Annotated in this window: 11 protein-coding genes, 2 tRNA genes, 1 pseudogene and 1 CRISPR repeat array; all 14 genes and pseudogenes read left to right on the top strand. The window is 60.2% G+C overall.

Annotated features, from left to right (window positions below):
• Window positions 1–195 precede the first annotated feature (195 nt).
• Window positions 196–272 (top strand) — tRNA-Pro (locus HHJ19_RS17080).
• 41 nt (window positions 273–313) lie between these two features.
• Window positions 314–390, top strand: a tRNA-Arg gene (locus HHJ19_RS17075).
• Between the two features lie 177 nt (window positions 391–567).
• Window positions 568–1809: an integrase arm-type DNA-binding domain-containing protein gene (locus tag HHJ19_RS17070; protein ID WP_296909057.1), complete on the top strand. Its 1242-nt coding sequence runs from the start codon at window positions 568–570 to the stop codon at window positions 1807–1809.
• A gap of 212 nt (window positions 1810–2021) precedes the next feature.
• Window positions 2022–2282, top strand: coding sequence for an AlpA family transcriptional regulator (locus tag HHJ19_RS17065; RefSeq protein ID WP_296909056.1), 261 nt, complete (start codon window positions 2022–2024; stop codon window positions 2280–2282).
• The gene (locus tag HHJ19_RS17060) at window positions 2279–2767 is read left to right on the top strand and encodes a hypothetical protein (RefSeq protein WP_296909055.1); all 489 of its coding nucleotides are present in this window, start codon (window positions 2279–2281) and stop codon (window positions 2765–2767) included. Before HHJ19_RS17065 ends, HHJ19_RS17060 begins: the two co-directional genes overlap by 4 nt.
• Window positions 2764–4596 carry an AAA family ATPase gene (locus tag HHJ19_RS17055; RefSeq protein WP_296909054.1) on the top strand — a complete coding sequence of 611 codons (1833 nt, stop codon included), beginning with the start codon at window positions 2764–2766 and terminating at the stop codon, window positions 4594–4596. Before HHJ19_RS17060 ends, HHJ19_RS17055 begins: the two co-directional genes overlap by 4 nt.
• 877 nt (window positions 4597–5473) lie before the next feature.
• A complete protein-coding gene (locus tag HHJ19_RS17050; protein ID WP_296909053.1) occupies window positions 5474–6286 on the top strand; it encodes a hypothetical protein in 813 nt (270 codons plus the stop codon).
• 18 nt (window positions 6287–6304) lie between these two features.
• Window positions 6305–7342: a type I-F CRISPR-associated endonuclease Cas1f gene (gene cas1f / locus HHJ19_RS17045; protein WP_296909052.1), complete on the top strand. Its 1038-nt coding sequence runs from the start codon at window positions 6305–6307 to the stop codon at window positions 7340–7342.
• Window positions 7339–8109 (top strand): annotated as a pseudogene (locus HHJ19_RS17040) (HD domain-containing protein); the annotation flags it as partial. The gene cas1f and the pseudogene HHJ19_RS17040, both read left to right, overlap by 4 nt.
• Window positions 8110–8657: 548 nt before the next feature.
• Window positions 8658–10739, top strand: coding sequence for a type I-F CRISPR-associated helicase Cas3f (cas3f, locus tag HHJ19_RS17035; protein WP_296909051.1), 2082 nt, complete (start codon window positions 8658–8660; stop codon window positions 10737–10739).
• Window positions 10740–10904: 165 nt separating this feature from the next.
• Window positions 10905–12221: a type I-F CRISPR-associated protein Csy1 gene (gene csy1 / locus HHJ19_RS17030; protein WP_296909050.1), complete on the top strand. Its 1317-nt coding sequence runs from the start codon at window positions 10905–10907 to the stop codon at window positions 12219–12221.
• On the top strand, window positions 12211–13323 hold the full coding sequence (csy2, locus tag HHJ19_RS17025; protein WP_296909049.1) for a type I-F CRISPR-associated protein Csy2: 1113 nt from the start codon (window positions 12211–12213) through the stop codon (window positions 13321–13323). Before csy1 ends, csy2 begins: the two co-directional genes overlap by 11 nt.
• 20 nt (window positions 13324–13343) lie before the next feature.
• Window positions 13344–14381: a type I-F CRISPR-associated protein Csy3 gene (gene csy3, locus HHJ19_RS17020; RefSeq protein WP_296909048.1), complete on the top strand. Its 1038-nt coding sequence runs from the start codon at window positions 13344–13346 to the stop codon at window positions 14379–14381.
• 5 nt (window positions 14382–14386) lie between these two features.
• Window positions 14387–14950 (top strand): type I-F CRISPR-associated endoribonuclease Cas6/Csy4, encoded by a 564-nt coding sequence (cas6f, locus tag HHJ19_RS17015; RefSeq protein WP_296909047.1) that lies wholly within the window; start codon window positions 14387–14389, stop codon window positions 14948–14950.
• Window positions 14951–15079: 129 nt separating this feature from the next.
• Window positions 15080–16547: direct repeats of the CRISPR family, unit length 28 nt; unit sequence GTTCACTGCCGCACAGGCAGCTCAGAAA.
• Between the last annotated feature and the right edge of the window lie 26 nt (window positions 16548–16573).

Genomic DNA, 16573 nt, shown 5'->3' with positions numbered 1-16573 from the left:
TAGCGCGTAATCGGTGTTTCGCTCGGTCCCTGCCTCCCGATGTTCAGGTTCATCAGAATCTGAAACCGGCAGCACTGTTCGTGCCGCGTTGTGGAGCATGAACCCGGTGCTGTTGAAGGGTGAACGCGTAGCAGGCAAAAAAATCAAGGGAATTGCTGAAACCGGAGGCAATTGGCATTATAATTTCGGTCTTGGCGGAGTGTGGCGCAGCCTGGTAGCGCACCTGGTTTGGGACCAGGGGGTCCAAGGTTCGAATCCTTGTACTCCGACCAAAATCTTTCAAAAAAGCCCACTTTGTGGGCTTTTTTCATATCTGCCCGTAGCTCAGTTGGATAGAGCATCAGCCTTCTAAGCTGAGGGTCGGGGGTTCGATCCCCTCCGGGCAGACCAGACCTTCATTTCATACCGTCTCACAACCCCCCAAAAACTCGCATTTTTATTGGCATGGCGGGTTTTTTGTTGTCTCACACGGTTTCACGGGATACTATGACATACCGCCAAAAAGGCGGTATTTATGACGGTATGTCCAAGTACCGACATCCCACATACCGCCAAAGGGGAGGATTCGTGCCACTGTCAGACACATTCCTGAGAAATAGTACCAAGCACAGCGGCGCGGCTGGCGATAAGCACACCGACGGCGGCGGCATGTACCTGCTGGTGAACAAGGGCGGCAAATACTGGCGCATGAATTACCGCTTTGCGGGCAAGCGCAAGACCCTTGCCCTGGGTGTGTACCCAGCGGTATCGCTGGCCAAAGCCCGGCAGCGGCGCGAGAAGGCCCGTGAACTGCTGGCAGACGGCATCGATCCCAGCACAGCCAAGAAAGAGGAAAAACAGGCCGATGCGATTGCGGCGGCCAACACCTTTGAACTGGTGGCGCGAGAGTTCCACAAAAGCATGTGCGACGCCTGGTCAGCCAGCTACGCCGAAAAGTGGCTCAGAGGGCTGGAGAAAGACCTGTTCCCTTATATTGGCGGGCTGACGTTGGCAACCATCACGGCGCCCGTCCTGCTGGACGCCTTGCGCCGGGTTGAAAAGCGGGGGGCCATTGAATCAGCGCATACGCTGCGTCAGACCTCGGGGCAAGTGTTTCGTTACGGCATTCAAACCGGGCGCTGCGAGCGCAGCCCGGCGACAGACCTTCAAGGCGCTTTGAAACCCGCCATCGTCAAGCACATGGCCGCCATCCTGGAGCCGTTCAAGGTAGGCGAGCTGATGCGGGCCATAGGCGGCTATTCGGGCCAGCCCATGACCCGGGCGGCGCTGGCGCTGTCGGCCTTGCTGTTTCAGCGGCCCGGCAACATCCGGCAAATGGAATGGGCATGGGTGAATTTTGACAATTCCTTGTTGACCATCCCCAGCCAGGACATGAAGCGGCGCATTCACCAGAAAATCAACGGCCGGCCGCACTTAGTGCCACTGGCCCCGCAAGCGTTGGCTTACTTGACTGAGTTGCGCCCGCTGACCGGGCACGGCCGCTACGTGTTCCCCAGCCTGCGCACGGGCGAGCGCCCCATGAGTGACAACACGGTGAATGCAGCGCTGCGGCGCATGGGTTTCAACCAAGATGAAATGAGCGCCCACGGTTTTCGCGCCACCGCAAGGACGCTGATGATTGAGCGCATGCCCGGCATTTCGGCAGATGTCATTGAAGCGCAGCTGGCACACGGGAAATCCGGGCCGCTTGGCATGGCCTACGACCGGGCCGAGTTCTTGGAGCAGCGGCGCAAGATGATGCTTGAATGGGCCGACTACCTAGACAAGCTGCGCCTTGGTGCTGAGGTCATCCAACTCAAGAAAGCCTGAAAGGTGGCGGCACAACCACTGCTTGTTTGACAAGCTGTGTCGTATAATTTTAAGAAGTAGCGGGGCGTCAATCCCCGTTCCATATCACCCGCTTGATGGAAATGAAGCGGGGGCGCCCAAGTTCAGTCAGCTACGACACCCGCTGACAGCTTGCGAATACGTCAAATGCACACGGCACAGTGGCCGTAGGGAGTCCTTCACCGGACATACCTATGCAGCACCCCTTTGATGCACTGCCCAACAGCGCACACATTCGCCAAACAGATTTACTCCAAAGTCCCAGAAGCCCAGCGGCCCCCGTGCCGTTTTCGCACTCTACCTTGTGGCGAAAAGTTAAAGACGGCACGTGTCCCGCACCTGTGAAATTGTCCGCAAGGGTTACCGCATGGCAGGTGGGGGCTGTCCGACAATGGCTTGAATCCATGACTGAGGCAAACACCTTGCCCCAAAAAGCCCACGGCAAGGCAGCATGAGAGCCGGTGACCATTACGGCGACTTATCTAGAAACTCGCAAGAGTTTTCTCTAAAATCCCCGCCAAATGAAAAAGCCGCCCGGGCTTCACAGACCCAGACGGCTTTCGAAAACACAACGACCGCCGCCGAGATTACCAAAAACGCATCAAAGATTCCAGAATATAGGTGCGGCGCGTGTGGGCAGTGGGTCATAGCTTCAGGTGGTGAAATACGCTTACCTGGCGCCGACATACGTGTGTGTGCCACCTGCACCGACCGCATGAATAGTCAGCTTGATTTTTTTGCTCAGACGATGCACGACGTTCAGCAAAAGCTCGATTTTGTATTTTTAAAAATAGCGGGCACTCTAGGGATTGACAGTCGACTACTATTTCAATCGGCCGAAACCTGCCCGTCAGATTTAGCGATTGATATTCATCTTGAAAAGGTTTTTTCACTCACGCCCGGTAGCGTTCAGCGTGCTCTGCTGGAGGGCGCGCAATGACCGAAATTCAAGCTGCCATTCCCCCAGTATTCGAGCGTCTGCCTGCTGAATTAAAAACCCTGCCGCGCTGGGTTGGGTGGCGATATGAGAATAAAAGCGGAAGTGAAAAAGCTACAAAAATTCCCCGTATGCCGCACGGTGGAGGTGGTAACGCCAGTTCAACAACACCAGCAACATGGGGCACGTTCGAGCAGGCACACGCCGCGTACCTTAATGGTGGTCTGTCCGGTATCGGCTTTGTGCTGGACGGTGATGGCCTTGTTGGTGTAGATATTGACCATTGCGTCAGTGATGGAAAACCAAGCACTCAGGCGATGGGTTTGCTCGACAAACTGGGGGCGGCCTACATCGAAGTGAGCCCGTCCGGAACTGGCCTTCGGGCCATTGGTTACGGCGAGCAACTCGACAAGGGGGTGAATGGTTCGCTCGATGGACTGAAGGCGGAGTTCTACTCTAAGGGCCGTTTTCTGACGATGACGGGCAAGACCATCAAAGCCGGGCCGATAACGCCGCTCAAGGGCTTTAGAGCCACCGCGGAGGCATTCGCCGCAACCAAAAGGGTCAAGGTCAACCCGGAAACGGGCGAGATTGAAACCATCACTACTGACGAAAAACAGGCCGCCCTGGTGCAGCGCCTTTTGTCCGGAGATGTGTATCACGATAGCTTGCGTGACTTGGCGGCCGCGTGGGTATCAGGCGGGATGACAAAAAAAGCCGCAATAGCTGCCCTGGAGGCGCTGATGGACCACGCCGTGCAGCGCGATGAATGGAAAGCGCGGCGTAACCAGATACCTGACCTCGTGGTCAGCGCCTATGAGAAGTATGTGGTGAAGCACACAGCCGCGGATATTCAGCGTTACAAGCTGCTGGGGGCTGATGACCTGCGCAACCTGCCGCCGCTGGCCTGGCGGGTGCGTGGTGTGCTGCCCGCTGTGGGGCTGGCCGGGCTGTATGGGCCAAGCGCCAGCGGCAAATCATTCCTGGCGCTCGACATGTCTGCCGCCATCGCCGAGGGATGCCGATGGTTCGACTGCCGCGTCACCGCCGCGCCCGTGGTCTATTGCGCCCTTGAGGGCGAGGCCGGGTTCAAACTACGTGTAGCTGCGTGGGAACAGCATAATGGCCGCCCCCTGCCTGCTGTCTTGTCTATGGTGTTGCAGCCGTTCATGCTGACCCAAGCGCAGGATGTAGCAGACCTGGCCGCCGCCGTGCCTGTTGGTGCAGTGGTGTTTCTCGACACGCTGAACCGGGCTGCCCCTACTGCCGATGAGAACTCATCAAAGGATATGGGGGCCATATTGCAGGCCGCTAAAACATTGCAGGCGCTGACGGGTGGTCTGGTGGTGCTGGTGCATCACACAGGTAAGGATTCAAGCCGGGGGTTGCGTGGGCACAGTTCCCTGTTCGCAGCCCTGGATGCCGCCATCGAAGTCTCACGCGATGGCGAGCGCCGGGAATGGAAGGTAGCCAAGTCCAAGGACGGACAGGACGGCGGATTACGCGGCTTCAGCTTGGTGGACGTTGACCTTGGGCTTGATGACGATGGGGAAGACATGAACTCATGCGTGGTGGCACCTGCGACCGCGACGGCTGTTCAACTGAAACCTCTGACCTCAAGCCAGCAACAAGCAATGGACGCGTTAATCACTGCGCTGAAAGCTGATGTGTTTGACACGGGGGTTAGTCGGAACACATGGAGGGAGTCTTTTTATCTGCGTACCGACCGGACAGACGCGAAGCGCAAGGCGTTTACTCGTGCAGTGGATGAGTTGCAGGCGCAGTGGCGCGTGTACGAACTGAACGGTTTGTTTTCTATTCCTGACCTTTGAGGTGGACAAACCGGATATTACCCGGACATGTCCGCTTTGTCCGGCCCCACAACCTCACTTACCCCGGACGGACAGGACACAACTCTTTAGAGTGTGTCCGGCTGTCCGGGTGGTGCGACAGATAAAAAAGATAAAAACTCGTTTCTGCATAAATTTGCAAAAACGATATTTAGCGTTTGCGCGACGCCACGACCTGATGCCACGACCACGCTGATGCTGGCGCTGGTGCTGGTGCCACGGCGCTGGTGTTGGTGCTGATGCCACGACCACGCTGGTGCTACGACCATGCGCCAGCCGCTGCAATCATTCCGATCATGAAAAAAAAGCGTGAGGCTCCTGGCGGTTCGCTGTTGACCAAGCGGGTGACAAAGAGCGCATTGAACGCGAGTTTCAAAAATCTCAAATTTGATAAATTCAAATCTGAAGCTATCGCCTTTGATAATTTCATACCTTGCCTTGTTTCAGCTCCGTGCAGCGAGCAACCCTACCCCATACCGGGCCACATAGGACGGTAACTGGGCCTATCAATGGATGAGCAAGCCAGACGGCCCATATCTGGCTTGAAGGACGCGAAATTGTGCCGCAGTGACCAATTGGCCACCCAGCCCCACTCTTGGGGCATGCAAATTCACGACACACCCATCCCAGCCAGCGGGCTACTCCGCCTGGCAGCTTCCGCCCGACTGGCCGGCCTCACCACAGACGTCTTTCGCGGTGCCCTGGCCCGCGGCGATATTCCCTTGCGGCCTATCCGCATCGGCCATCTGACGTTCATCCGAGCTACAGCCTTGGAAGCCTGGCTCAACCCGCCCCCTGCACCAGCCCCTGCACCAGCCGCCAATTCCCGCGATCTTTTCTCTGATTAAGGACTTTCCCCATGAAGAACTCACAGCACCCGACTATCCGGGCCGAAATCGCCACTCTCCAACAACAGATTAAGCACTTGGACCTGCCCGGACGGATTAATCGCGAGGACCGCGCCGCCGCCCAAGTTGACAGCTTGAAAGCAGCAAATCGTCAGATTCAAGCACTGGGCGCTGCTGAAAGGCAACTGCTGGCGCTGGGCGCCGAGCACCAACAGGCCCGTGAGCACCATATCGGGGCAGAGCGGGAAATAGCTTCAGTCAACCGTGAAATCTGTCACCTAACCCGCATGCTGAATGCCTATGCCCGGGTAGCAGGGGCACACACCGCAATTGCAGCTTTGGCACCGCTGGCCGACGCTGCCCAAAACGCCGTAGGCATCGCCCAATCAATACATGCCGAAATCGAAAGCCTGGTGGCCACGGAAGCGCTGGCGCTCGACAGGGCTAAAAGTGATGCGGCCGGCGCCGTGCTGTCGCAGATCAAGGCCGGCAAGTCGGGCACGCTGCCGTCTGTCAGCCGTGACCGCCTGGACGCGTTGACCCTGGCGCTGGAGGCAGCCGCAGCCAAACTGCTGGACGCGCAGGAAGCCTCCGCAGAGGGTGCGTCAAAGCTTGCTGATGCAAAGCATGCCCATGCGATCTGTACCGTGCCTGTTACCTGCTCGATAACTTCTTTGTCCGACTCAAGCAGTAGCGCGCCATCGCCATACGCCACGACAGATCAGCGCCCAATTTCCTGGGCGCTAAGCATTTGGCTATCGCTTGACTCATCAATGACACGCCTTAAATTCGATGACATAAAACAATGTAACTTTCCGTTTTAAAAGTCATAATACGTTTTCATGAACGACTTTTGTTCCGCAGACTTCAAGACCATTCTGCATTCAAAGCGCGCCAATCTCTACTACCTTGAGCACTGCCGAGTGCTCGTTCATGACGGGCGCGTTGAATACGTGACCGACGAGGGCAAGCGCTCCTTGTACTGGAACATTCCCATCGCCAACACCACCACCGTACTGCTGGGCACCGGCACGTCGGTGACGCAAGCGGCCATGCGCGAGCTGGCCAAGGCAGGTGTCATGGTCGGTTTTTGCGGTGGAGGTGGCACGCCGCTGTTCAGCGTCAACGAATTCGAGCAAGAGGTGGCGTGGTTCGCCCCACAAAGCGAGTACCGGCCAACGGAATACCTGCAACACTGGGTGCGTTTCTGGTTTGACGATGGATTGCGCCTGGCCGCTGCCAAAGCCTTGCAGTCGTCGCGCCTGCGCTATCTGCAGCAGCACTGGGGCGAGCACGCGCGGGCCAAAGCGGGCGTGTTTTCCGTGCCCATCGACCTTGTTGCCGCGCTGGTGACGCAGACCACCGCCGCCGTGGCGGCGGCACCCGACGTCACGCACCTGCTGGCCCTGGAAGGGCGCCTGACCAAGCAGCTCTACAAGTTGGCGGCGCACGCCACGCAAGCGGGCGAGTTCACGCGCAGCGCGCGCGGCGAAAGCCGCGACCCAGCCAACGCGTTCCTGGACCACGGCAACTACCTGGCATACGGACTGGGCGCCACCGCCACTTGGGTGCTGGGCCTGCCCGCAGCGCTGGCGGTACTGCACGGTAAGACGCGGCGTGGCGGCTTGGTGTTTGATGCAGCCGATCTGGTCAAAGATGCCATCGTGCTACCGCAGTCGTTCATTTCAGCGGCGCGTGGCGACACAGAACAAGAGTTCCGCCAGGCCTGCATCGAGCAGCTCACCCGCAAAGAGGCGCTAGACTTCATGATTGACACCCTCAAAGCCATTGCGCTGGAGACAGGACGCTTGGCCGCGCTTGGCACTTCACCCGGTGCCGTAGCCCTCAGCCTGCCCGCAGCATCAGGGCCGTCCGCATGAACGTTTTGCTTATCTGTGAATGCGACAAACGCGCCTTGGTCGAAACCCGGCGCATCCTCGACCAGTTCGCCGAACGCCGGGGCGAGCGCACCTGGCAAACCCCGATCACCAAAGAGGGCCTCGACACCCTGTGCCGCCTGCTGCGCAAAACCGCACGCAAAAACACCGCCGTGGCCTGCCACTGGATTCGCGGGCTCGACCACAGTGAACTGCTGTGGGTGGTGGGCGATGCGCGCCGCTTCAACACCCGGGGCGCTGTGCCCACGCACACCACGCAGCGCAACGTGCTGCGCGCGCAGGACGAAAACGACTGGCACAGCGGCGAGGCCATTCATCTGTTCACCGCACTGGCCGCGTTGCTGCACGACCTGGGCAAGGCCAGCAAGGCATTTCAAGACCGGCTGCGTAATAAAGGCGATATGGGGCGCAACGACTACCGCCATGAGTGGGTATCGCTGCGTATGTTCCAGGCCTTCGTGGGCACGGATACCGATTTGCAGTGGCTGGCCCGGCTGGTCAATCCCACGCCGGCTGATCACGCCAGCTGGACTGAACGGCTGGTGCGCGACGGCCTGGACACACCCGCCCCGCAGCCCTTTACGGCGCTGGCACACGCCCCGCTGGCCCAGGCCATCGGCTGGCTGGTGGTAACGCACCACCGACTGCCACAACCGCCCAAAGACGAAATTTTCAATCCTGGCCATCTGGCGCAGGTGCTGCACCGAATCACTGTATCGTGGAACGAAGTACCCACCCACAGCGAGGCCCAGTGGGTAAAGCCGTACTGGACGTTCACTCCCCAAGATCTGCCCGTGCACTGCCCCAACTGGCAGAAAAACGCTGCCAGGCTCGCCCGGCGTTTGAAGGTGCTGGTGACCCAGCCGGCGCAGGGCGACTGGCTGGCCAACCCGTATGTGATGCACATCTCGCGCATGTGCCTGATGCTGGCAGACCACCACTATTCGAGTCTTGATGCTCAAGACTCCACGCGCGTCCAAGTCGCGCAGTGGGGCACGCTTTATGCCAACACAGACCGAAAGACCGGTGCGCCGCTCCAGCCTCTCAACGAGCACTTGATCGGTGTCGCCCAGCACAGCCAGCGCGCCACGCACGCCCTGCCGGGGTTTGAGCTGCACTTGCCGCGCATGAAGGGCCACCGGCTTTTTCGCCAGCGCAGCACCAACAGCGCTTTTCGCTGGCAGGACAAAGCCGCCGACCTGGCTGCCTCGCAGCGCGAGCCGGCAGCCATGCACGGCGCCTTCATCGTCAACATGGCGTCTACGGTTGCGGCAAAACGCTGGCCAACGCCAAGGTCATGCACGCGCTGGCCGATCCGGTGCGCGGCATGCGCTGCGCCTTTGCCATGGGGCTGCGCACACTCACGCTGCAAACCGGGCGGGCGTTTCGTGAGCTGCTGCAACTGGACGACGAGCAGCTGGCCATCTTGGTGGGCGGCGCGGCCAGCCGTGCATTGTTTGAGCACTATGAAGCACAGGCCGAGGCCAGCGGCTCGGCCTCGCGCCAAGACCTGGTGAACGAGTTTGCGCAGGTGGAGGGCATCGAAGGCAACGAAGACGCGCACCCGCTGCTTTCGCGCGTCACGCGCGACACCAAGGTGCGCCAACTGCTGGCAGCTCCGCTATTGGTCTGCACCATCGACCACCTGGTGCCCGCCACCGAGAGCCAGCGCGGCGGCCGCCAGATCGCGCCCATGCTGCGGCTCATGAGCAGCGACTTGGTGCTCGACGAGCCCGACGACTTTGACCTGGGCGACCTGCCCGCACTGGGCCGTCTGGTGCATTGGGCAGGGCTGCTCGGCGCGCGCGTGCTGCTGTCCTCGGCCACGCTGGCGCCCGCTTTGGTGCAGGGCCTGTTTGAAGCCTACCTGGCCGGGCGGCGCGAGTACGCCAGAAACCGGGGCGCGCAACCCGGCAACGCGGCGCCGCCTGCCGTGTGCTGCCTGTGGCTGGACGAGCACGACCAACGCCATGCCGACTGTGCCAGCGCTGACGCGTTCATGGCGCAGCACGCGAGCTATGTGCAAAGCCGCAGCCAGCGGTTGGCCAGCGTGGCCGAAGTGCGCCGCCGCGCTGCGCTGCTGCCCCTGCGCATAGCCAACGCCCAGGACGCTGAGGCCCGCCATGCCGGTTTTGCCCAAGCCATGCTGGCAGCAGCCATGGCGCTGCACGCCCACCACCATAGCCTTGATCCGCACAGCAGCAAGCGCATCAGCTTTGGCTTGGTGCGCATGGCCAACATCGAGCCGCTGGTGGACGTGGCGCTGGCGCTGTTTCGCCAGGGGGTGGCCGCAGGCTGGCAGGTGCATCTGTGCGTGTACCACGCGCGCTTTCCACTGCTGCTGCGCTCGGCCATCGAGCAGCGGCTGGATGCAGTGCTCAACCGCCGCCAGTCTGAAGCGGTGTTTGACCGCCCCGACCTGCGCCAGTGCATTGATGGGCATGAGGCCGTCGACCAGATGTTCATCGTGCTTGGCTCGCCTGTGACGGAAGTGGGCCGCGACCACGATTACGACTGGGCCGTGGTCGAGCCGTCCTCCATGCGCTCGCTCATCCAGTTGGCAGGACGCGTGCGCCGCCACCGCACAGGCGCCTGCACGCAGCCCAACATTGCCGTGCTGGACACCAACCTGCGCCACTTCCAGGCGCCCGGTGGTGCAGCGTTCCGATGGCCTGGGTTTGAAGACGGCGATACATTCTTACTGGCATCACATCGTCTGGGAGAGTTGCTTCGCCCGCACGAAATCGATGGCCTGAACACCATCGACGCACGCCCGCGCATCCAAAGCCCCGCGCCCGAGCAGTTGCAGCCGCAGCGTTATTGGGTGGACTTGGAGCACGCCCGCCTGCGCCAGACCTTGCTGCGCGCCGTGCCGGCAGCGGCTGCCACCGCACTGCATGGCCGCGCCCCAGTGCGTGGAGTCGCGCGCCAGCCACCGGCAGAGCCGTTATTCAACGGCGCCACCTGGTGGCTTGCGCCGCCACAGGACGCCCTGCTGACCCATGTGCTGCCGCAACGCCAACGTTTTCGCCAGCAAACCCGGGAACATGTCGATGTGATGCTGCTGCTCAACGACGACGAGGACGGCATGGAGCTGCACTTGGCGCTGGAGTGGGTCAAACGCGGCACCGGCCCGCGCAGCGTCAACGTCACGCGCGAGTGTATGGAACTGCTGGACGACCGGCTGGTGCAAGGCGAGCGCATTGCCGTGTGGGGCGCGTTTGACTACGTGCAGGCGGTGAGCGCGCTGGCGCACAGCCTGGGTATCGCCCCGGCCGGTTGTGCGCAGCGCTACGGCGGCATGGCCTTGCCCGTGAGCGACAAGGACTGGCGTGTGCGCTTTCACCCGGCGCTCGGGTTTACCTCGGCCAAGGCATGAAAAATGGGATAAAAACAGGCTACAGCGCTTTTACAACGGGCGCCAGTAGCTATTAATTCAATAGTAATTAGAGGCGTTGACCCATGTGATATACAGAGCAAGGAGATGACATGTGCGCGCGGTGTGCAGCCAGTGTGATTGTTTTTTACCAAGGATTTTTGCCCTATGCCTATTTCTGACCCCCAGCGTCAGGCCCAGCTCAGAGCCTTGATCCAGACGTTCCTAACGGAACGACTTGACGGCAAGCTCGAACCGCTGGAACCTGACGACCCTAAACGCGCGAAAGAGGAAGAGAAATTTTCAATAACGTCGTGGATTCCAAACGCTGCGAAGAAATCTCTTTTCCTACGATACGTGACCCACACGCTAAAACCCATTCATGGCTATGCCGAGGGAACGGAGCTAAAAGTTGAGCTTCAGTCCTTGGCCTCACTTGATGAGGTGGGAAGCCACTGTTTAGGCGAGATGTATGAGCTGGATGTGACAGGCAATGCAGCCTATCTCGATGTTCCAAAATTTCTAAAGTTGGAGTACGAAGGGCAAACATTGCTGGAGCTTGCCTGTGCTAACGATATTGATCTGGGAGCGGTATTCAGCAGTAACCCAGAAGAGGCAAACGGTTTACTCCAAACTTTTGCCTCACTACTGCAGCCGCGCGGCACCCGGGCCTGCCACGGCTATGCCAAGCAGCTGTACTGGCGCGTGGAAGACGACGCGCACGACGATGCCAGCTACCACCTGATCGCGCCGCTGTTTGGCAGCGCACTGGCCCACGCAGTATGGCAAACGCTGCAAGAACACCGCTTTGGGGACACTGCCAAGGCAGCGCGGCAGGCCCGCAAAGAAGGCGCTGACAGCGACACGCCCGTGCATGAATACCCGCACCTGGCCGTGCGTAAGATGGGCGGTACCAAGCCGCAAAACATCAGTCAACTCAACAGCGAGCGTGGCGGCAATAACCCACTGCTGGCCTCGCTGCCGCCGCTTTGGCAAACCCGCGAGCAATTGCCCCTCAGCAGTAAGCGCCTGATGGCACGGTTTGGCTACCGGCCCGAGGTCAAGCACACGCTGCAGCGACTGCGCCAGTTCCTTGCATCGAATCCGGCCGCCAACCTGGACACCCGCCAGCGCCGCGACGCCATGGTGTTCGACCTGCTGGACGAATGGCTGCAACTCACCGCCACGCTGCGCACCGTGGCGCCGGGCTGGAGCCAGCGGCCTGAATGTCAGTTGAGCGCCGCGCAAACGCACTGGCTCGACCCAGAAGGGGTAGCGCAGGCCGTGCTGGACGCGTCCAGCCGAACGCCCGAGGTGGACGACACGCTGGACGCCGTGGCCCAAGACCTGGCGCGCTGGATCAATGGCCAATTGCGCGACTCGCTGCCGCTGGGCGACCCGGAGTTTGCCCACTGGCGCACGCTGGTGCGCGATGATCTCGCGCAAGAAGCTTGGGCACTGCGGGAGGTTGCCGATGCCTGCTGATCTGAACCCCACCTTTGACCGTGCGTTGCTGCTCGTGCCGCACTTGCAGGTGCAAAACGCCAACGCCATTTCCAGTCCCATGACCTGGGGTTTTCCCGGCATCACCGCCTTTGTGGGGTTGATGGCGGCGCTGGAGCGCAAGCTAGGCGCCGACTGCGGCCTGCAATTCAACGGTGTTGGCGTGGTGTGCCACCGCTTTGAAGCGCAAACGCACCGGGGTTACACGCACAGCTTTCACCTTTCGCGCAACCCGGTGCGCAAGGACGGATCGACCGCCGGTATCGTTGAAGAAGGCCGTATCCACCTCGACATCAGCCTGGTGTTTGACGTGAGCCTGTCCAGCTACTGGGCGGACGATACCGCACGCCAGAAAATGGCGCAGACCGTGGCCGACCTGCTGGCCACCATGCGCATCGCCGGTGGTAGCGTGATTGCACCACACACCCTGCGCGCGCGCCGCGCGCTGCAGCCACAACTGCGCCTGGAGGCCCAAGAGCCCGAGCAGCAGCGCAAAGAGTTCACCCAGCTCAGCCGCCGTTTGCTGCCCGGTTTTGCCTTGGTAGCGCGCGACGACCTGCTGCAAGCCCACCAACGCACACTGTCGCAGCGCCAGACCGACGGCCAGCCCACGCCCGCCACGGTACTGGACTCCTGGCTGGACCTGTCACGCATCAACACCCGCGCCGTGCGTAGGCCTGCGTCGCCGGTGGAGGGTGAGGCACCGGCGGCGGAAGCTACGAGTACCAAGTCCGTCGCTGCCGAGCGCATTGAATGGCAGCGCGACGAACGGCCTGGCTGGCTGGTGCCCATTCCTGTCGGCTACGCTGCGCTATCGGCCCTGCATCCGGCGGGCAGCGTGGCACAGGCACGCGACGCGACCACGCCGCTGCGCTTTGTTGAAAGCGTGTTTTCTATTGGCCAGTGGATCAGCCCGCACCGTTTGCGCGATGCGGCGCAGCTCATCTGGTGGCCCACCTATGACGAGGCAACCGGCCTGTACCGCTGCCGCAACACCTGCGCACCCGAAACCTTCAAGGGCAGTGCCACCGCTTTGGCGGTCGAGCCGGCCACAGCGTCCCCTCCCGAAACCGTATCTGCATAAATTGACCTGGAGAAAATTTCATGGCTACCACCGCTCTCAAAACCGCTTCAGTCCTCGCCTTTGAACGCAAGCTCGACCCCTCGGACGCCCTGTTTTTCTCGGGCATCTGGGCACAGCGCGACCAATCCAGCACCTGGCCCGCCATTACCGTGCGAGAAAAGTCCGTGCGCGGCACCATCTCCAACCGCCTCAAGAGCGCCAAAGATGCCGATCCAGCCAAACTCGACGCCGCCATCCAGAATCCGAACCTTCAAACCGTAGATGTCGCCACGTTGCCTGGAAACGCCGACACCCTCCGCGTGCGCTTCACACTGCGTGTGCTGGCCGGTGTAGGTGCTCCGTCGGCCTGTAACAACGCCGACTACCAGGCCAAACTGCGCGCCACCGTGAAAGGTTATGTGGACACACACGGCCTGGGCATGTTGGCCGCGCGCTACGCAGCCAACCTGGCCAACGGGCGTTTTTTGTGGCGCAACCGCCTGGGCGCCGAGCAGGTCGAGGTGCGCATTGCGCAGCTCAAAGACGGCCAGCCCTTGCAGCAGTGGACGTTTGACGCCTTGGCCTGGTCTCTGCGTGACTTCAACGTGCCAGCCGGACAAGAAGGCGCGGCCGAGGCACTAGGCCAAGTTGTAGAGCAGGGCCTGTCTGGTCTGGCGCATGTACTGCTGCGCGTGGAAGCCTTTGTGCGCCTGGGTGATGGGCAAGAGGTGTTTCCGTCGCAAGAGCTGATACTGGACAAGGGCCAAAGCAAGAAGAGCAAAACGCTCTACACCGTAGACGATGTGGCCGGCATGCACTCGCAAAAACTGGGCAATGCCCTGCGCAGTATTGACACCTGGTACCTTGATGCTGCCGAGCAAGGCCCGATTGCCATCGAGCCCTACGGCTCCGTCACCACCCAGGGCAAGGCCTACCGCCAGCCCTCCGACAAGATGGACTTCTATACGCTGCTGGATGGCTGGCTCATCAAAGACAAGGCGCCCGTCGCGGAGCAGCAGCACTTCGTCATGGCCACGCTCATTCGCGGCGGCGTGTTTGGCGACGCGGGCAAGGACTGAAAATCATGGACCACTACGTTGACATCGACGTGCGGCCAGACCCAGAATTTCCGGCGAACCAGCTGATGAGCGCGCTGTACGCCAGGCTCCACCGCGCGCTGGCGGCGCAGGCAAGCGCTGGCATTGGCGTGAGTTTCCCGGGCTTCGACTCGAAGGCGCCACATTTGGGTACACGCCTACGCCTGCACGGGAGTCTGAAGGACTTGGCCACGCTGCTGGCCGTCGATTGGCTGGCGGGTATGCGCAACCATGTCGCCTTGACGCCGCCCACGCCAAACCCACCCGCCGCGCAGCACCGTCGCGTCAGTCGGGTGCAAATCAAAAGTAGCCCCGAGCGCCTGCGCCGCCGGCTGATGCGTCGGCACAGCTTGGACGAACATGAAGCTCGCCAGCGCATTCCGGACAACGCTGTCCGTCTAACGCAGTTGCCTTTTCTACAACTGCGCAGCACCAGTACCGGCCAGAGCTTCAGGCTGTTCATTGAACACGGGCCGCTGCAGTCCAGCGTGCAGCCTGGCACCTTCAATGCCTACGGGCTGAGTCAGAAAGCCACAATCGCCTGGTTCTGACCCTTTTTTCAAAGAGTCGAAGCGTCCTTTAAAAATCAATGACTTACATGCCACCCAAGTTTTTGGGTTGGCACGCTGTTTTTCAAAGAATCTTCTTTCCCGGTAGGCGCTTGCGCAATTCATAGTCGAGTTCACTGCCGCACAGGCAGCTCAGAAATATCCCAGACAACCCCATGATGGGCAGTGACTGTTCACTGCCGCACAGGCAGCTCAGAAATTGTGAAGATAAGTCTTCCTCCGCGATTAAATGTTCACTGCCGCACAGGCAGCTCAGAAAGTCAAGAACGGCGTGGAAAGCGCCTACGCCTCGTTCACTGCCGCACAGGCAGCTCAGAAAGTCCGTATTACCTCCCCCGAATTCCGTGAAATGTTCACTGCCGCACAGGCAGCTCAGAAATCGCGGTGCTTGCAGTGCTAAACATACTGTTCGTTCACTGCCGCACAGGCAGCTCAGAAATTTACGGCGACACGGACTCAATCACGATTAAAGTTCACTGCCGCACAGGCAGCTCAGAAATACGGGGAAAGTAGGCCACCACCCGCCGCGATGTTCACTGCCGCACAGGCAGCTCAGAAATCGACCCCATAGCAACGCACGCAGCAGGAAACGTTCACTGCCGCACAGGCAGCTCAGAAATAACATTTGGGATGGTGAATTTTGATGTTCTAGTTCACTGCCGCACAGGCAGCTCAGAAAAGCTGCGCCTCGTAGCCCAGCGTGCCACTGACGTTCACTGCCGCACAGGCAGCTCAGAAACTAGAACTGACCGGCGATCTTGAGCATGTTGCGTTCACTGCCGCACAGGCAGCTCAGAAAACCAGGTGATCCAGCAAATGCAGATGCGCCAGGTTCACTGCCGCACAGGCAGCTCAGAAAGCAGAACCTCAGCGATAAAAGCAACGCCTGAGGTTCACTGCCGCACAGGCAGCTCAGAAATATGGGCAGCGCTGCGCTCAAAGGGTGCCACGGTTCACTGCCGCACAGGCAGCTCAGAAATTTATTCAAAAAGAAAAACTCTGGGAGATTATGTTCACTGCCGCACAGGCAGCTCAGAAATTGGAGCCGATACCCAGGCCTACGTTGATATTGTTCACTGCCGCACAGGCAGCTCAGAAAACATGGAAAAATAGAACCATGCTCGGCAATACGTTCACTGCCGCACAGGCAGCTCAGAAATTCCAGCGATTGAATGCGTCTTCGCGCGCATGGTTCACTGCCGCACAGGCAGCTCAGAAAATGCCATCGACAGGAGCCGACACATTGCTTGCGTTCACTGCCGCACAGGCAGCTCAGAAAACCCTGGACGATCTGCGTACACAAAGCCAACGGTTCACTGCCGCACAGGCAGCTCAGAAATGGTACGTGGCCACCAAGACGGCGGACTTCTCGTTCACTGCCGCACAGGCAGCTCAGAAACTGGACTGGATCTACGCCCGCGTCAGGCAAAAGTTCACTGCCGCACAGGCAGCTCAGAAATTGGCGCCGACCTGACCCACGGCCATCCAAGAGTTCACTGCCGCACAGGCAGCTCAGAAAACATAAAACGCAGGGCAGACTGGCAACGCGGTGTTCACTGCCGCACAGGCAGCTCAGAAATGCTTGGAGTCCTGCTAATTTGTTTT

This window comes from Polaromonas sp. (genome assembly GCF_012927415.1).
Taxonomy (GTDB): Bacteria; Pseudomonadota; Gammaproteobacteria; order Burkholderiales; family Burkholderiaceae_C; genus Polaromonas.
Note: the sequence above shows the minus strand (reverse complement) of the source record. Positions and strands in the feature narration are given on the sequence as shown.

What these genes read in the sequence shown, in the direction of transcription:
- HHJ19_RS17065 (WP_296909056.1), top strand. Translation starts at nt 2,022, where the DNA reads ATGCAGCACCCCTTTGATGCACTGCCCAACAGCGCACACATTCGCCAA.
- HHJ19_RS17060 (WP_296909055.1), top strand. Translation starts at nt 2,279, where the DNA reads ATGAGAGCCGGTGACCATTACGGCGACTTATCTAGAAACTCGCAAGAG.
- HHJ19_RS17055 (WP_296909054.1), top strand. Translation starts at nt 2,764, where the DNA reads ATGACCGAAATTCAAGCTGCCATTCCCCCAGTATTCGAGCGTCTGCCT.
- HHJ19_RS17050 (WP_296909053.1), top strand. Translation starts at nt 5,474, where the DNA reads ATGAAGAACTCACAGCACCCGACTATCCGGGCCGAAATCGCCACTCTC.
- cas1f (WP_296909052.1), top strand. Translation starts at nt 6,305, where the DNA reads ATGAACGACTTTTGTTCCGCAGACTTCAAGACCATTCTGCATTCAAAG.
- cas3f (WP_296909051.1), top strand. Translation starts at nt 8,658, where the DNA reads ATGCACGCGCTGGCCGATCCGGTGCGCGGCATGCGCTGCGCCTTTGCC.
- csy1 (WP_296909050.1), top strand. Translation starts at nt 10,905, where the DNA reads ATGCCTATTTCTGACCCCCAGCGTCAGGCCCAGCTCAGAGCCTTGATC.
- csy2 (WP_296909049.1), top strand. Translation starts at nt 12,211, where the DNA reads ATGCCTGCTGATCTGAACCCCACCTTTGACCGTGCGTTGCTGCTCGTG.
- csy3 (WP_296909048.1), top strand. Translation starts at nt 13,344, where the DNA reads ATGGCTACCACCGCTCTCAAAACCGCTTCAGTCCTCGCCTTTGAACGC.
- cas6f (WP_296909047.1), top strand. Translation starts at nt 14,387, where the DNA reads ATGGACCACTACGTTGACATCGACGTGCGGCCAGACCCAGAATTTCCG.